The organism is Chroococcidiopsis cubana SAG 39.79, from assembly GCF_003991895.1.
GTDB lineage: Bacteria > Cyanobacteriota > Cyanobacteriia > Cyanobacteriales > Chroococcidiopsidaceae > Chroococcidiopsis > Chroococcidiopsis thermalis.
In genome coordinates this window covers 1-16,624 of sequence record NZ_RSCK01000015.1, presented here as the reverse complement: position 1 = coordinate 16,624, position 16,624 = coordinate 1, and the positions used below count along the sequence as shown (strand labels likewise).

At 45.7% G+C, this 16,624-nt stretch carries 14 protein-coding genes; 9 read left to right on the top strand and 5 right to left on the bottom strand.

Annotation, left to right across the window (positions count from 1 at the left end):
- Positions 1-47: 47 nt before the first annotated feature.
- Both DSM107010_RS11950 and sufR read right to left on the bottom strand, forming a co-directional pair.
- Complete coding sequence (locus DSM107010_RS11950; protein ID WP_015154065.1) at positions 48-305, bottom strand: hypothetical protein; 258 nt, start codon at positions 303-305, stop codon at positions 48-50.
- A gap of 140 nt (positions 306-445) precedes the next feature.
- Positions 446-1,132 carry an iron-sulfur cluster biosynthesis transcriptional regulator SufR gene (sufR, locus tag DSM107010_RS11945; RefSeq protein WP_015154064.1) on the bottom strand — a complete coding sequence of 229 codons (687 nt, stop codon included), beginning with the start codon at positions 1,130-1,132 and terminating at the stop codon, positions 446-448.
- A gap of 207 nt (positions 1,133-1,339) precedes the next feature.
- Between sufR and sufB the strand changes: the two genes are divergently transcribed.
- The 6 genes from sufB (at position 1,340) to DSM107010_RS11915 (ending at position 7,556) form a co-directional block, all read left to right on the top strand.
- Positions 1,340-2,779, top strand: coding sequence for a Fe-S cluster assembly protein SufB (sufB, locus tag DSM107010_RS11940; protein WP_015154063.1), 1,440 nt, complete (start codon positions 1,340-1,342; stop codon positions 2,777-2,779).
- A 79-nt stretch (positions 2,780-2,858) separates the two neighbouring features.
- The gene (gene sufC / locus DSM107010_RS11935) at positions 2,859-3,647 is read left to right on the top strand and encodes a Fe-S cluster assembly ATPase SufC (protein WP_015154062.1); all 789 of its coding nucleotides are present in this window, start codon (positions 2,859-2,861) and stop codon (positions 3,645-3,647) included.
- The gene (gene sufD, locus DSM107010_RS11930) at positions 3,647-5,050 is read left to right on the top strand and encodes a Fe-S cluster assembly protein SufD (RefSeq protein WP_106167640.1); all 1,404 of its coding nucleotides are present in this window, start codon (positions 3,647-3,649) and stop codon (positions 5,048-5,050) included. Before sufC ends, sufD begins: the two co-directional genes overlap by 1 nt.
- 105 nt (positions 5,051-5,155) lie before the next feature.
- A complete protein-coding gene (locus DSM107010_RS11925; RefSeq protein ID WP_106167641.1) occupies positions 5,156-6,418 on the top strand; it encodes a SufS family cysteine desulfurase in 1,263 nt (420 codons plus the stop codon).
- Positions 6,419-6,467: 49 nt separating this feature from the next.
- Positions 6,468-7,115 (top strand): Uma2 family endonuclease, encoded by a 648-nt coding sequence (locus tag DSM107010_RS11920; protein ID WP_106167642.1) that lies wholly within the window; start codon positions 6,468-6,470, stop codon positions 7,113-7,115.
- A gap of 177 nt (positions 7,116-7,292) precedes the next feature.
- Positions 7,293-7,556, top strand: coding sequence for a hypothetical protein (locus DSM107010_RS11915; protein ID WP_015154058.1), 264 nt, complete (start codon positions 7,293-7,295; stop codon positions 7,554-7,556).
- Between the two features lie 149 nt (positions 7,557-7,705).
- On the opposite strand, the gene DSM107010_RS11910 is transcribed toward DSM107010_RS11915, so the two are convergent.
- The gene (locus DSM107010_RS11910) at positions 7,706-9,175 is read right to left on the bottom strand and encodes a response regulator (protein ID WP_015154057.1); all 1,470 of its coding nucleotides are present in this window, start codon (positions 9,173-9,175) and stop codon (positions 7,706-7,708) included.
- Between the two features lie 599 nt (positions 9,176-9,774).
- Between DSM107010_RS11910 and DSM107010_RS11905 the strand changes: the two genes are divergently transcribed.
- The 3 genes from DSM107010_RS11905 (at position 9,775) to DSM107010_RS11895 (ending at position 13,627) form a co-directional block, all read left to right on the top strand.
- Positions 9,775-10,449, top strand: a complete 675-nt coding sequence (locus DSM107010_RS11905; protein ID WP_015154056.1) for a vWA domain-containing protein — start codon at positions 9,775-9,777, stop codon at positions 10,447-10,449.
- Between the two features lie 231 nt (positions 10,450-10,680).
- On the top strand, positions 10,681-11,502 hold the full coding sequence (locus tag DSM107010_RS11900; protein WP_015154055.1) for a PP2C family serine/threonine-protein phosphatase: 822 nt from the start codon (positions 10,681-10,683) through the stop codon (positions 11,500-11,502).
- A 7-nt stretch (positions 11,503-11,509) separates the two neighbouring features.
- Complete coding sequence (locus tag DSM107010_RS11895) at positions 11,510-13,627, top strand: tetratricopeptide repeat protein (protein ID WP_127023033.1); 2,118 nt, start codon at positions 11,510-11,512, stop codon at positions 13,625-13,627.
- 158 nt (positions 13,628-13,785) lie between these two features.
- On the opposite strand, the gene DSM107010_RS11890 is transcribed toward DSM107010_RS11895, so the two are convergent.
- The gene (locus DSM107010_RS11890; protein WP_015154053.1) at positions 13,786-15,621 is read right to left on the bottom strand and encodes a TolC family protein; all 1,836 of its coding nucleotides are present in this window, start codon (positions 15,619-15,621) and stop codon (positions 13,786-13,788) included.
- A gap of 784 nt (positions 15,622-16,405) precedes the next feature.
- On the bottom strand, positions 16,406-16,624 hold a 219-nt coding region (locus DSM107010_RS40905; protein WP_206751825.1), incomplete at its 5' end, for a hypothetical protein.

The window sequence follows — 16,624 nt, the reverse complement described above, 5'->3', positions numbered from 1 at the left end:
GTCGCGCACCACTCTCCACTGATAACTGATAACCGATAACTGAATAGCTACCATTTCAGAAAAGCCGCCTCAAGTCCTTGTTCGCGTCTAATCTTGCCATCTTTCTCAAACCAGGCTACCACTTGCTCTGCGGTTAAATCTTCCATCTTTACGCCGTAGTCTTCGGCTATATGTTTCAACAGCCGTAGCGATGAAACTGTCAGTCTGGTTAAAAACTTTTCTGGAGAAGAAAGCAAGGCTGCATCTACCTTGGCTGACTCTTCCGCCGAGAGAAATTGCATTGAAGGTTGCATGTTATTTGTCATTGGTCATTGGTCATTTGTACGGACGGGTTCACTCAAAAAATCAACTTCGACTACAATTTTTGGTATTTCCCGACAATTTTTGTACGAGCAGGTTTACCAAACAACTCTGGCTCCGACAAGGATTTCGGGTGAACCCGCCCCTACAGCTTTCCCCTTTCTCCCGTGCTTCGTACTAAATACCCACATCGGTGTTCGCCGTCAATAATCCAGTGGGTACGCTCAACTTGACAATCAGGTAAAACTGTGGCAAACATTTCCAATTCGTGTCCGCAGACTACAGGGAAGGATTCAGCAACGTTGGCAATGGCGCAATTATGTTCGGTAATGATAAATCCTCTAGCTGAATTCTCTTCGTTGACAAAATACCATTCTGCCATGTAACCTTCAGCTTTCCTCAATTCTACCAAGTTGGCGACTCGCTCTTGCAGCGAACCCTCGCCGACGCGATCGCGGTATTCTAGAGCTTTACGCTCCCATTGCATTCGTAAAATCGTCCCCATTTGTTCTCGCCCCACTGTTTGGGCGAGGGTATCGAGCAGGGAAACGGCAAATTGTCCGTGACTGTCTCCCCCTCCATCGTTAATAGTACGACGCAGGCGATCGCGCCCGCGATCGCTTAGTTTATATACGTGCTGCGGTCGCCCCATGCCCAGATGAACTGCTTGATATACAATGAGTTCCTCTGCTTCTAAATCCTTTAAATGGCGACGAATCGCTTGTGGACTGACATCAAGCTCTGTGGCTAGCTCCTGCGCCGTGGCTTGCCCCTGCTTCATTAAATATTGCAGAATGTCCTGCTTGGTCGAGGGCTGCTGCGTTGTCACCATTGTCATTCCAAAGTTTTCAGCTGAAAATTTTACTTTGACAACATACCTGTTGTTAATGTAGCGTAAAATGGAGACAGGTTAAACAACAAGCGTGTTGTTTTAGTTACGATTTTTACAATGAGGAAGGTGGGAAGGGGTTAGACCACCCGTCTTTCATCCTTAAAGAGCTACTTCGAGCATTTCAGCCCAACCGAGAGAACACTACCAATGAGTGCAACTGTCAAAACCATCGTCAACCAGCCTTACAAATACGGCTTTATTACCGACATCGAGGCAGATATTATTCCTCGCGGTCTGAGTGAAGACGTTATCCGCCTGATCTCTGCTAAGAAAGAAGAACCAGAGTTCATGTTGGAATTTCGTCTGAGAGCTTACCGTCAATGGCTGAAGATGACAGAACCTACTTGGCACAGTGTCCAGTATCCTCCCATCAACTATCAAGATATTATCTACTATTCCGCGCCGAAAAAGAAGCCCAAGCAACTGAATAGCTTGGAAGAAGTCGATCCCGCATTGCTGGAAACTTTTGAAAAGCTTGGTATTCCCATATCAGAACAGAAGCGTCTATCTAATGTCGCAGTAGATGCCATTTTTGACAGCGTTTCTGTAGCTACCACCTTCAAGGAAAAGTTAGCTAAAGAAGGTGTAATTTTCTGCTCGATTTCCGAAGCTTTACGGGAATATCCAGAGTTAGTTCAGAAATATCTGGGTAGTGTCGTGCCAACGGCAGATAATTACTTCGCGGCACTCAATTCCGCTGTATTCAGTGACGGTTCCTTCGTTTATATCCCCAAAAACACCAAATGCCCGATGGAACTGTCTACATACTTCCGTATTAATAGCGGCGATACAGGACAGTTCGAGCGGACTTTGATTGTAGCCGAGGAAGGGAGCTACGTTTCCTACCTAGAAGGCTGTACCGCACCGATGTACGACACTAATCAGCTACACGCGGCGGTGGTGGAACTTGTCGCTTTGGACAATGCTGAAATTAAATACTCTACCGTGCAAAACTGGTACGCTGGCGACGAGAAGGGTAAAGGCGGAATTTACAACTTCGTCACCAAGCGCGGTTTGTGCCAAGGAGTTAATTCTAAGATTTCTTGGACGCAGGTAGAAACGGGTTCGGCAATTACTTGGAAGTATCCTAGTTGCGTGTTAGTCGGCGATAACTCTGTCGGTGAGTTTTATTCTGTGGCGCTGACGAATAATATGCAGCAAGCCGATACAGGAACGAAGATGATCCATGTTGGTAAGAATACTCGCAGCACGATTATTTCCAAGGGAATTTCTGCCGGGAACTCTAGCAACAGCTACCGTGGTTTGGTGAAAGTTAACCCGAAAGCACAAGGAGCGCGGAATTATTCTCAATGCGATTCAATGTTAATTGGAGATAATGCGCGGGCGAATACATTCCCCTACATTCAGGTACAAAATAACACTGCCAAGATCGAGCATGAAGCTTCGACTTCTAAGATTGGCGAAGACCAATTATTCTACTTCGCGCAGCGGGGTATTTCTTCAGAAGATGCAATCTCGATGATGATTAGCGGTTTCTGTAAGGATGTGTTTAACCAGCTACCAATGGAATTTGCTGTAGAAGCCGATCGCCTGCTGAGTCTGAAACTGGAAGGTAGTGTGGGTTAATAAAATAGGGTGGGCAATGCTCACCCTCAATCAAGCAATTCGCAAGTGAATAGAGAGAGCGCAGAGGACGTAGAGAGTAATGATTATTGAAAATAGTGAAATTTTGCTGTCGGTGAAAGACCTGACAGCTGAAGTTGATGGGAATCCAATTTTAAAGGGAGTGAATTTAGAGGTTCGCGCTGGAGAAATCCATGCGATCATGGGACCGAATGGCTCTGGTAAAAGCACTTTTTCTAAAGCCTTAGCAGGACACCCAGCTTATGAGGTGACGGGTGGCGAAGCAATTTTTCAAGGTAAAGATTTGCTGGAGATGGAAGCGGAAGAACGAGCTAGAGCTGGAGTTTTTCTGGCATTTCAGTATCCCTTAGAAATTCCTGGCGTAAGTAATTTGGATTTCTTGCGAGTTGCCTATAATTCTCGCCGAAAAGAGCAAGGTTTAGAAGAATTGGATGCATTCGATTTTGACGATTTGATCCAAGAAAAATTGGATGTTGTCAAGATGGATGCGGCTTTCTTAAACCGCAGCGTGAATGAAGGGTTTTCTGGCGGCGAGAAGAAGCGGAACGAAATTTTGCAAATGGCACTGTTGGAACCAAAAATTGCAATTTTGGATGAAACAGATTCAGGATTAGATATTGACGCGCTGAAGATTGTTGCTAATGGCGTGAATCAATTAGCCAGCCCTGAAAATGCCACAATTCTAATTACTCACTATCAGAGATTGCTCAACTACATCGTCCCAGATTACGTCCATGTTATGGCTGGGGGACGGATTATTAAGAGTGGTGGTAAGGAGTTAGCACTGGAATTAGAGTCTCGGGGTTACGATTGGGTGTTGGAGCAAGCTGCGACTGAGGTAGGAGTGTAATGAATATTCAAGTTTCTCCGACAGTGACGAATGGCAGTCATGGTAGCGTGTCGGGTGGGGATAACTACCTGATAGAGTTGCTGCAACAGTGTCAAAAGGGTGTAGAAACATTACATGTAACGTCTCTACGGGAAATTCGCGATCGCGCTTCTTCCATTATCCGTCAATCTACTCTCCCTACTACCAAAATTGAAGAGTGGCGGTTTACCGATTTATCTGCTTTAAAACAGTTTAACTTTCAAGTGGCGGCTCCCACCGGATTACCAGCAGCACTGGTGACACCACTCACCTTCTCAGAAGCAGCAAATAGTCGTTTGATATTTATCAACGGGGTGTATACGCCAGAACATTCTGCAATCGGTGATTTACCGAAAGGTGTAGTAGTTAGCAATTTATCAGGATTACCAGCAGAATACCGCGATCGCGTTTACAACTACCTGGCAAAATCTGAGGCAGGACAAGACATATTTACCGCCCTGAATACGGCTGCAATTACGGATGTTGCTGTCGTCTGGATTCCTAAAAATGTTGTCGTAGAAGCTCCAATCCACTTGCTATTTATCGCTAATTCCTTCCGCACGCCGACGATTCAACAGCCGCGCTGCTTGGTAGTCGCGGAAACTGGTAGTAGCGTCACGCTGGTGGAAGACTACTTAAATCAATTTAATATTGAAGATCCTGAAGAAGGCGAAGCCGAAGTTAGAGAGACGGTATACTTTACCAACGCTGTTACGGAAATCTGGCTGGGAGAAAATGCCCAAGTTAGTCATACTAGAGTTGAACGGGAAAGCGTAGAAGCATTCCATATTGGTAAAACTGCGATTACTCAAGCACGGGATAGCCGTTACACCTGCAATGCAATTACTTTAGGGGCAAAACTGTCGCGCCACAATTTAGACATCTACCAGACAGGAGAACAGACAGAAACAATTCTCAACGGCTTAACTATAATAGCAGGGCAACAAACAGCCGATACCCATAGCGCGATCGCACTAAATTATCCTTATGGTATGAGTCGTCAACTCCATAAATGCATTGTCGCCGATAAAGCCCACACTGTATTTAATGGGAGAGTCTTTGTTGCTAAAGCCGCTCAACTTACGGATGCAGGACAACTGAACCGCAACTTACTCCTGTCTCCCAAAGCTAGAGTAGACACCAAGCCTCAACTGGAAATTATTGCCGATAACGTCAAGTGCAGTCACGGTGCTACTGTCAGCCAGTTGGAAGACGATGAGATTTTCTACCTGCAAAGTCGCGGAATTAACGCTGCTGACGCTCAAAATTTGTTAGTTAACGCCTTTGCTGCTGAGATTATTAACCAACTACCAATTCCCTCTTTACAACAAACTCTGCTCAAAGCTGTTACCCGCGAAGCTACAACATTAAATCTGGCTGATTGACCGAAAGTGAGGACGGGTTTACCAATATATTTGGTTACAAGTAGAGAACTCTGGTGAACCCGCCCCTACAACATTTGCGTTCTGTTCCTTCTCTCGACTTGAACCATGACTTTTACCCAAGCAAGAACCCTCGCCGATATCGTCCGCGCTGACTTCCCAATCCTGCATCAAGAAGTCAATGGCAAACCCTTGGTGTACCTCGACAACGCCGCCACCTCCCAAAAACCTTTACTCGTCCTCAACACCCTACGGGATTATTACGAGCAATATAACTCCAACGTTCATCGCGGCGTGCATACCCTAGCGGCTAAAGCAACCGAAGCTTACGAAGGGGCGCGGGATAAAGTAGCTGCGTTTGTCAATGCGGCGCAGCGAGAAGAAATTGTGTTTACCCGTAATGCTACCGAAGCAATTAACTTAGTCGCTTACAGTTGGGGTAATAGCAACATCCAACGGGGAGATGAAATCATCCTTTCCGTGATGGAACACCACAGCAACTTAGTACCTTGGCAACTCCTAGCCCAAAGAACGGGTGCAGTGTTGAAGTTTGTCGAACTGACTCCAGAGGAAGAATTTGACTTAGAACAATATAAGTCTTTAATTTCCGACAAAACCAAGCTTGTCGCCGTGGTTCACGTCTCTAATACATTAGGATGCATTAACCCAATACAAGAGATAATTGCGATCGCCCATCAACACGGTGCGAAAGTTTTGATCGATGCTTGCCAAAGCGTACCACATATGCCTGTTAACGTACAGCAAATGGACTGCGATTGGTTAGTAGCTTCCGGTCATAAAATGTGCGCTCCTACCGGAATTGGATTTTTGTATGGAAAACTAGAATTGTTGCGATCGATGCCACCGTTTTTAGGTGGTGGTGAAATGATCGCCGACGTGTATTTAGACCGTTCTACCTACGCCGATTTACCGCACAAATTTGAAGCAGGAACCCCAGCAATCGGAGAAGCGATCGCCCTCGGTGCAGCTGTAGACTATTTAGGGGCGATCGGCATGGATAAAATTTATGCTTACGAATCGGAATTGACGCAATATCTGTTCGAGCAACTGAGTCAAATTTCTGAAGTCCGCACCTATGGTCCATTACCTAAAGTAGCAGGTGTGGGTAGAGCTGCATTAGCTTCATTTACGGCTGGTGATGTTCACCCTCACGATTTATCTACTCTACTAGATCAAGCTGGGGTTGCTATTCGCGCCGGACACCACTGCACGCAGCCTTTACATCGTTACATCCACGCTCAGTCTACTGCACGGGCAAGTTTATCTTTTTACAATACCCGTGAAGAGATTGACATATTTATTGTTGCTTTGAAGGAAGCGGTAGAATTTTTTGGTAGTATCTTCGGTTAAGGTAAAAGGGTGGGCTTAGCTCACCCAATTGACTCTAAAGCCAGTGGATATGATTACTTCTTTAACTCCAGCAGAGTCTAGAGTAGTGCTACATAACATTAGCTGGGAAACCTTTGAAGCCTTACTCAAAGAAACAGGTGAAAACAGAGGTTCCCGCTTTGCTTATGACTGTGGCACGATGGAAATTATGACTCCACTTTTTGAACATGAAAGCTACAAAAGCAATTTATGTAATTTTATAATTGCCCTAGCTGAAGAACTCAACATTGAAGCTAGAAGCGCTGGTTCAACAACTCTAAAACGCCAAGTCGCTAATTGCGGTATAGAACCAGATAATTGTTATTATATTCAGAACGAGTCAGCAATTAGAGGCAAGCTCAAGTTAAATTTAGAAACCGATCCACCGCCTGACTTAGCAATTGAAATTGATATTACTAGTAGTTCTGTAAATAAACTTGGTATTTATTCTGCTTTAGGTGTTCCTGAACTTTGGAAATACGACGGAAAAGAATTAAAATTTTATCAACTAGAAGTAGAGGAATATAGAGAGCGTGATGTGAGTCTTGCTTTTCCTCTTATATCTGTTGAAGATATGAGTAATTTTATGCAACAGATTCCCATGCAGGGAGAAGTAGCTTTACTCAAATCTTTTCGAGCTTGGGTAAGGGATAAAGTTGTTTATTTGACCAATGAATAGCAAGTTTACTGAAGTATAGATTTCATGCGATCGCTTTATCTTCTATCCTAACTCAACTCCTCAATTAGGTTATGGATAGCATTCCATACTATACAACCGTGCATAACTCGTCTCAATTGTGGCTAATAAACTTTAGCGCTCCAGCAAGCGCACAAAATAGCTGCGAGGAATGCATTTATGAGAGAGCATACAAACGATTGGCAACTAGATAACTCAAAGGAAACGGGTAAGCGATCGCTCGTACAGAAATATTTACAAAATCCTTTTTCTGTTACTTGGTCAAAATTAGCTGCTTTGTTTTCTACAGAAGTTTCAACCAGCGAATCTGTTGAAGAAACAGAGCCAGACGATTCACCCTGCGATCGCAGCTTGTATCCTCGGTTTACAGATCGGGTCGATCCTTCACTTTACTACACGGTTTTTTTTCCTCACCAACGCTAGGGAGCAGTTATCAGTTATCAGTTATCAGTTGTCAGTTATCAGTGAAGAAAGGGTGTGGGTGTAGCGAGTTGTACGTGGTGCGTGACTAATTTCTCCCTTGTCCCCCTTGTCCCCCTCAGCTTCCTCAGCTCTCTTTCCTCTGTTCCTTTCTAAGTCAAATGCCTAAATACCATTTTAAGAATATCTGGCTGGCTAAAAGGCTTAGTTAAGTAACCTGAAGCACCGACAACTCTAGCTTTGACTCGGTTAATAATTCCTGTATTTGCCGTCACCATAATAATCGGCGTGTCTTTAAATAGAGAATGATTGCGGAGCAAACGACACAATTCATAGCCGTCAATTCCTGCCATATTTACATCTAATAAGATGAGATTTGGCTTGACTTTAATAATCTGCATTAAAGCTTTAACAGGATTATCAATTGTAAAAACTGAAAATAAGTCGTCTTCTAAAAACTTTTTCAGTTCCTGTAACATTGCTGGGCTATCGTCCACACAAACAATTTTATACTTATTTCTCGTAGCTGGAGCATCGGGAATAACAGTCGGTGGGGATGTGGGAGTCTCTATATGCGTGGGAGGAACTGGGGGTGTCGTCCGCGTAATCGGGAAGTTAACTGGTGGTTGAGAGCTATGCTTGACTGGCTCTGAGTTTGGCTGCGGAGACTGTGTGGGGAGAGATTCTTGCTTTGTCGTAGGGAACTGCGTCTCTTTGACTGGTTCGCGCTCGAAAGCTTTTGGAGTTGCAGCCAGCCGGCGATCGCTAATGTGGCGATCGCGGATATCATCTAACGGTAAGGGGACTTTTTCCGGTATGACAATTGGTGTTGTTGATGGCGATGCAGTCTGTTCAAAGGTTCTTGGTAATTGGTCAAATGGTGCATAGGGGTCTTGCAACAAAATTGTTCCTGCTGCAATATACTGGTGTAGGTTTTGCGCCAATTCAAGTTCGTCTTGATTTAATAGAATTGCCAGATGACGAAAACTGAAACCTTTGAGAATCGTACTAAACTTTTGCTGAATTTCCTGGGGAATTTGCTGTTCTAATTTGTGACGGTTAGAAAAATAAAGCCGCTGGTAGGGTGAGAAAATTTCTGGTGCTAGAGCTTGCCACTTTTGCAGGCGCTTTTGACATAGATCGACAATCGGTTGTAGTTCGAGCCGACAAAAAACTTGCTCTAAGTTTGAGTTGCTGCTAAAGTCGTACTGCCCCGATTTAACTAATAAAAACGACTCGATCGTTTCTCCAACCAATTCTGCAACTAATTCTGCTGCTTGTTCGGCATTTAAATATTGATGGTTAACTAACCAACCAATTGCTTGATATTCGGGATTAGTATCTGACCGCTGTTCTGCTTCAGTTTCAAAAATCAAACTTAATTGCGCTCTAGTTTCACTTGTCAGCGTCGGGACTTTATAACTGAGGCGATGCAAATGACAGTCGAGGCGATCGAAGGCAGCAATTGAATGGGAAGCATAAGTAATCTTTCCCTCTTCAAGATAGACCGACCATGTAACAGCACCGCTAGTCACCTTTAACAAGGCACTATCATAACAACTAGACAAGTGCGCCAATAAACTCAGCGGACTTAACTTCTGAAAGGTTCCACAGCTAGCCATTTAGCACTTAAACCTTTTTCCAAGCGAGCGAATACTTTAACTGACAATGCCTATTTAGCAAAGCCTTAATTTCGAGCAATTTGAGTGTTTCTGTCTGAATCAATTGAGGTAAGAGGATTGAGATAACCTAGTTAAGTTTATTAAAATATTGTAAGCTGTATCTGCTCTTACACCGCTAGAACCCCTGCAAATCATAAAAAATTGACGAAAGGCTAACAGTTTCTATTGACTATAGCGCAATCTATAAAAATTAACCATCCAGTTTACAGTTTTTAGCTATTGGCGTATGACAAAGGATTTGGACATATAGAAAAACAATCTGTGGGAAAGTTAAGTAATTTGTCGCCTTGGTCTTGTATGCGTAGTTAACTGCAATGATTGTCTGAATTTGCTCCTGATTTTTCCCTAGTGAAATGAATGTGAGTAAAATACCGGACTGACGCAGCTGAAACTACAGAGATAAAAGAACTAGTAAAGTCAAAGCTGAACTATCATAGATAAATTGTTGTCAATGCCAGCAGCCCATCTACTCAGTCCACTAGTGAGTAAAAGCTACCACATATGTCAAGTAGCTAAGTCTCCCACCTAAATTGTTAAGTATGTCTGACCAATTAAGACTTGATGAAGCGGTAGAGTTTGCTGAAAATCCAGAACCTCGCTGTCCTTGCGTATTACTTCTAGATACTTCGGGTTCGATGCAAGGAGCAGCAATAGATGCTTTAAATGAAGGGCTGCGGGCATTGCAAACAGATTTATTACAAAACTCTCTCGCTTCCCGACGTGTTGAGGTGGCACTCGTGGTTTTTGATAGTGATGTCAGAGTTATACAGGATTTTGTCACTCCCGACCAACTCGATCTACCAGAGCTGACAGCGCAAGGCTTAACCTGTATGGGAACTGGAATTCATCGCGCCCTAGACATGATCCAGTCTCGCAAAGCTACATACCGCGCTCACGGGGTAGCTTATTATCGTCCCTGGATATTTTTAATTACAGATGGAGAACCCCAAGGAGAATCAGAGCAATTAATCGAGCAGGCAAGGCAGCGAATTGAGACAGATGAAGTTAACAAGCATGTAGCTTTTTTCTCTGTAGGTGTAGAAAATGCTAATCTGGAGCGGCTCAAGTACATATCTGTCCGCACTCCACTCAGACTTCAAGGGCTGAGGTTTACGGAAATGTTTCTCTGGTTGTCTGCTAGCATCACAGCCGTTTCCCATTCTCGTCTCGACGAACAAGTAGCATTACCACCTGTGGGGTGGGGAGCAACTTAAACAGTGACCAGTTATCAGTTATCAGTTATCAGTGACCGACCAATTACCCATTACCCATTACCCATTACCAACAACTCCTGAGTACATAATGAAAGTGTAAAGAGATGAATGAGTAAATTGACGGAACCCTACACATTACCGTATACAAAAGGAGGATTTGTCGAGCGATGCGATCGCTCTGATTGTCCGTTCACCTAAGATAGGCTAGGAATCAGTAAGGAATCACGATGAATGCGTAACGATGCCCACGATGAGCTATATACAACAGGACAGTTAGATGCTCCTGCTGGAATCCGGCAATGGCGAGTCGCATCCGCCTCAGTTCGAGGTACGAGCCACGAAAAGGTCGGACAGCTTTGTCAAGATGCTCATCATTGGGAAAAGTTGCCCACGGGGGTTTTGGTAGCAGCAGTAGCTGACGGGGCAGGAAGTGCAGCTTTAGGCAAAGTCGGGGCAATTGTCGCCGCGCAAACGGCGGTAGAGACGATTTGTGCTGAAGGCTCTAGACTGCATTTGGTTGACGACGAGCAGGGATGGCAGCGAATTCTGACTCAAGCTCTGGCAGCAGCAAAGACAGCAGTAGAAGCAGAAGCAGCCGTCTGTGGCAAGCAGGCGCGGGAGTTAGCGACGACGTTGATTTTAGCAGTTGCTACCCCAGAATTAGTTGCAGCGGTGCAGGTAGGTGATGGCTTGGCAGTAGCGAGCGATCGCGACGGTCAGATTTTTGCTCTGACTGCCGCTCAAAAAGGAGAATATATCAATGAAACAACTTTTCTAGTTTCCCCCCAAGCCTTGGAGACAGTCCAAGTCAACGTTTGGCGGGGAACGACGACACATATTGCCGTGTTTTCAGATGGGTTGCAGATGCTAGCTGTGAACATGGGCGATGGTTCACCCTACAAACCATTTTTTTCTCCCCTGTTTCAATTTATGGCAGGTGTGGAGGATGAGAGTGAAGCTAAAGAACAACTGGCGGCGTTTTTGCGATCGCCAAGAATTACGGAACGGACGGATGACGACTTGACTTTACTATTGGCGACGCTTGTGAGTTAATTTTGCCATGCGGTTGCAACGAAGCTCCAACAACCAAATTATCACGTTGGACCCCAACTCTAGTCTCGGACATGGGGGAGAAGCCCGTGTCTTTACTGTACCGCAGAACGAGGCACTAGTAGCAAAGGTTTATCACAAGCCTAGAGAGATTCAGGCATCTAAGCTCACAGCAATGCTTGCTAACCCGCCAGATAACCCTATGGCGGGGCAGGGACATATTTCGATCGCTTGGCCTGAAGAGTTGCTGAGGTCAACTGATGGCAGCAATCGGGTCGTCGGCTTTCTGATGCCGCGAGTCAAAGGGATGCACTCCCTACTCGATTTTTACAATCCCAAAACGCGACGGCAAAAATGCCCGTTCTTTAACTACCTCTATCTCCATCGAACTGCCCGTAATATTGCCGCTGCCATGGGAGCGCTGCACGCACGCGGGTATTGCGTTGGAGATGTGAACGAATCTAACATCTTAGTCAGCGATACGGCTCTCGTCACCCTCGTAGATACGGATTCGTTTCAAGTCCGCGACCTACAAACAGCAGCTATTTATCGCTGCGGTGTCGGCAAGCCAGAATTTACGCCGCCAGAACTGCAAGGAAAGAATTTCGGACAGATCGATCGCGCCCCAGAACACGACTTATTTGGGCTAGCAGTCCTGATCTTCCAACTGCTAATGGAAGGGACTCATCCTTTTTCAGGAATTTATCAAGGTAGTGGCGACCCCCCACCCTATGCAGCACGGATAGCGGCAGGACATTTCACCTATGGCAGCAAGCCAGTACCGTACAAGCCTACGCCGATTGCACCAAACTGGGAGATTTTACACCCTAGTTTGAGGCAGTTATTTGTCAAGTGTTTTGATGCAGGTCATTCTCAACCCAATCTCCGTCCCAACGCCCAAACCTGGCAAGCTGCCCTCAAAGAAGCAGAAAACGCTTTGACAACCTGTAGCGCCAACAATCAGCATCGCTACAGCGATCACCTGCAAAGCTGTCCTTGGTGCGAGCGGGCAGTAAAATTAGGCGGGCGCGACCCGTTTCCGTCCTTGGAGGCAGTCAGACAGAAAAAACACCTCCAACCTTTGCCACCTAAGCGTACTCCTCCTGTATATCGACAGTATCGAGCGCTCGATCGCTCCGCCGCTTATTATTCATCTGCCACGCTCAGCAAACACGCACCACTATTTTTAACACTGCCAAGAAGTAGAAGGCTGAGCCGCAGAAAGTTCAACCTGATGATGATGGGTACGTTTAGTCTAGGAGCTGTGAGCTTGATCCTGTTGATGCAGGTGTTAAGTGACGTGCAACTGCCCTTTGACAGCCGTTTTAGCGTTACCTCCATCCCCGAACCACCAAGTGACGGTAAAGTGGCAGCAAAAAGCGGCAATAATTTTGTTGCCTACTACAAGCAGGGCGATGCTTATTACAAAGTAGGAGACTATGAAGGGGCAATTGATAATTACGATCGCGCCATCAAGCTCAATCCCAAGGATGCTCAAGTCTATTTAAACCGAGGTAACGCCCTCTACGAAGTTGCCCAGCATAGCGGCGACCCCGACCGTACCTATCGCCGAGCGATTGAAGACTTCAATCGTACTCTGGGACTCAAACCCAACCAAGCCGAAGCCTATCTCAGTCGCGGCATGGTACGTTATGAAATTGCTCAGTATAGTAAAAATCCCGAAAAAGAATATCAGCAAGCAATTCAAGATTTCGATCGCTCTTTGCGGCTCAATCCCCGTGCTGCCAAAGCACTGGTCAAACGCGGCATCGTTCACTACAAACTGGCGCAGTATAAAGGGGACTTGAGTACGGGCTACAAAGCCGCAATTGGAGATTTTAACCGAGCGCTCAGTATCGACTCCCAAGAAGCAGAAGCCTATCTCAAGCGGGGAATTGTTCGCTACGAGCTAGCTCAATATAGCGGACAGAGCGATCGCGAAGCAGTAGAAGATTTACAAACAGCCGCTAAACTGTTTCTCAAACAAGGCAATATCGAAGAATATCAACTCGCTATAGGTAACATCTGCGTTGCTCTTGACAAGAATTGCGATTCCTTCCTGAGAAACCCAGAAAAGTTTATTCTTTCTACCCCGCAATCTCTCCCTGGAGAGGGAAAGCCTAAATGAGGAGTGAGGAGCGAGGAGTGAGGGAAAGAGAGTGGTGCGTGGTGTGGGAAGTGTGGGAGGACACTCAAAGAATTTTCGAGAGCGCTCTCCCCCATCTTCCCCCTCTCCCTTGTCTTCCTTGTCCCCTCACTCCTCACTCCTCACTTCTTGCTCCTAGTTCAGCGTTGCTGACCAGAGCTAATCGATCGCTGAATCTGGGCTAAGGCGCGGTTGTAGTTTAGAATCGCATTGACTCTATCGCCTTCCGCTTGAGTTAAGTCATCCTCAGCATCAATTACTTCTGTTTGCGTCCCTACACCTGCTTGAAATCTGAGGCGTGCCAATCGCAGCGCTTCCCGAGATTGTTCTAAAGCAACAGAAGTTGTTTGAATGTTTTCCAAATTAGACTGCAACTGAGAGAAAGCTTGTTCTACTTCAAAGCGAATTTGGTTACGCTGTCCGGCAAAATTGGTTTCAGCGATCGCGATATCTGCCTCTTCCTGCCTAGCTCTTGCTCTTGCCTCTCCACCGTCAAATAAACTTAAGTTTAAGTTTCCTCCTAAAGAGTAGCCATCTTGAAAGTTTGTGCCATCGTCAAAGGTATCGTTCAGGTTATATTGAGCAGCAAGACTGATTTGCGGTCCTAATTGAGCTAAGGCAGCACGTCGTTGTTGTTCGTTGATGTTACGCTGTGCTAACTGCTGTTCTAGTTCGGCACGATTTCTAAAAGCCAGTACGATACTGTCTTCTAAGGAAAAGTTCCACTGTCCAGCAACTGCTACCGGATCGGCAGCCGTAACCACGATGGAGTCGTTTAAATTAATTCGCGTTGCAATTTGACGGCGGGCAATTCGTTGCTGGCTTAAGGCATCGGTTAATCTTTGGGTAGCCTGCGCTAACTGTACTTGAGCTTGGAGGACGGCAAAGCGAGTTCCTACCCCAGCTTGTTCTAGGGCTTGGGCATCGCGTAAACTTGCCTGAGCATTGTTGACAGAAGATCGCTGAATCCTCACGTTCTCATCAGCTCGTTGCAATTCGTAATAGTCATTGGCAACGTTGAGGCGCAGTTCTTCTTGCGTCCGTTCTAAATCTAACTGATTAAAACGCAACTGTTCTTCAGCAGCGCGAATGTTAGCAGGACGTAAACCAGAAGTGAATAAATCGTAGCTTAGCGATAGATTACCAGTCACTCGGGTATTATTGGTATCAGTTTGACTGCCAGTTAATTGCTGGAGAAACGATGGTTCCGGTTCTTCGCTAAAAATATTGTTGCCTGTATTAGTTACACCCGCACCCAGATTCAAGCGTGGATATTCTGCTGCTAAAGCCTGTCGCAGTTGTGCTTGACTCCGTTGTACGTTCAGCCTTGCTTCTCGCAGTTGCGTGCTGTTACGCTGTGCTAGGTCTAACGCCTGCTGGAAAGTAATTGGTTGAGCGCCTACAACCTGTACTTCTTCTGGTTTTGTGGGAAATCGCAATGGATTGGGATTGGGATTGAGATAACTAGGTATTTGAGCCTTGCGATCGTTTAACTGAGAATTAGCAGGCGGCTGGGCTGGTTTAGGTTTGGTTGTTGGTTGTTGGCTGACAGTTGTTGGTAATTGGTGGTTGACGGTTGATGGTTGACGGTTGCTGCTTTTAGTCTCCTTTGCTCTCAACTTCTGACTCTCGTACGGGCGGGTTTCCAAACCCGCCCCTACCGACTCCCGACTCTCGTACGGGCGGGTTTGGAAACCCGCTCCTACCGACTCTCGACTCCCAATTTCCTGTTTTGACAAGAGAACCGAGGCTTGGGAGTGACGAAACGAGCTTTTTGCTTGCAGGTAACCTTGTTTGGTAGCTTTAATTGACTGAGTTTTACTAGGTTCAGATTTCATCGCGATCGCACTATCAACAGATGGAGTTTCGCTCGCGATCGCTGGTGCTGGTTCAATCTTAATTAGCTCAGTTGCTAAGAGTGCTACAGCTAGACTCGAACAGAAGTTACGCACTAGAAATAAATGCTGTTGTTTCACCGCACTTCCTCACACGAAAATTTCAGATACCGAAAGCGACAATGACTCAATCGGTCGCTCCGTAAAAATCATAAATAAAAAATCAGAGCGTAAATATTAAGCTACTATTTGGGGCGCGATCGCCTGTACTCAGATCCGCGAACGAGGGTCGCAGTCGGATCGATACTGGCAAGCCCAGTATCGAGCAAACCAGAGCATTCTACTATATAGTTCGGCATACACCAAAAGGCTTAGCACGCATCAACAGATATTGTGACATGAAACCACAAATTCAGTTGACAGTTATTAGGGAGCAGAGAGTAGGGAGCAGGGGAGCAGTGACCAGTGACCAGTGACCAGTGACCAGTGACCAGTGACCAATTACCAACAAGTAATTTCAAAGAAATACTTAAGAAATTTTCTTTCTCTTTACAATAAGTATTTTGGATTACATAATTAATGAACCCGATCGTGTCAAAAATTCCTCATCTAGAGATCGCGCTGAATTTAGCGATCCGCAAGCCGATAGTTAGCCTTTAATGGAGGAATGATGGGAATTGTAGATTTTTCTCCCTACATGCCGAAACCACGTCTCATCGAGCCTTCTAATCAGAATTAACTTATATGCACACCGTAATAGTACGGGTTCGTTGCTGTTTGTCCCGCAACTGAAATCGGTACTTTCACTGTGGAGGAGCCTGCTGAAGCAGCCTAAAGCGAACTCGATCGCGCCACTGTTGCCACTCAAACTGCTAAAGTTGATGCCGAGCGCGCCTAGGGGTTGTTAGAGGCTGGGAGTGTTTCTTCAGCTACAGCCGAAAAAGATTTTCTCCGCTACGAACAAGCGCAAGCTGAGGAAAAAAAAGCGCAGGCGCTTATAGCTTAAGCACAACAGCGATTTAGAGCTGCTCAAGCCGGATTGCAAATTGACGGTTGCCGCACTTTGAGCTACGTGAGTTCGACGGCTCAAAAAATAGTAGGAGGTAGAGCTGGCAAGCCATGAGGATGGATATCTAAAGACGGC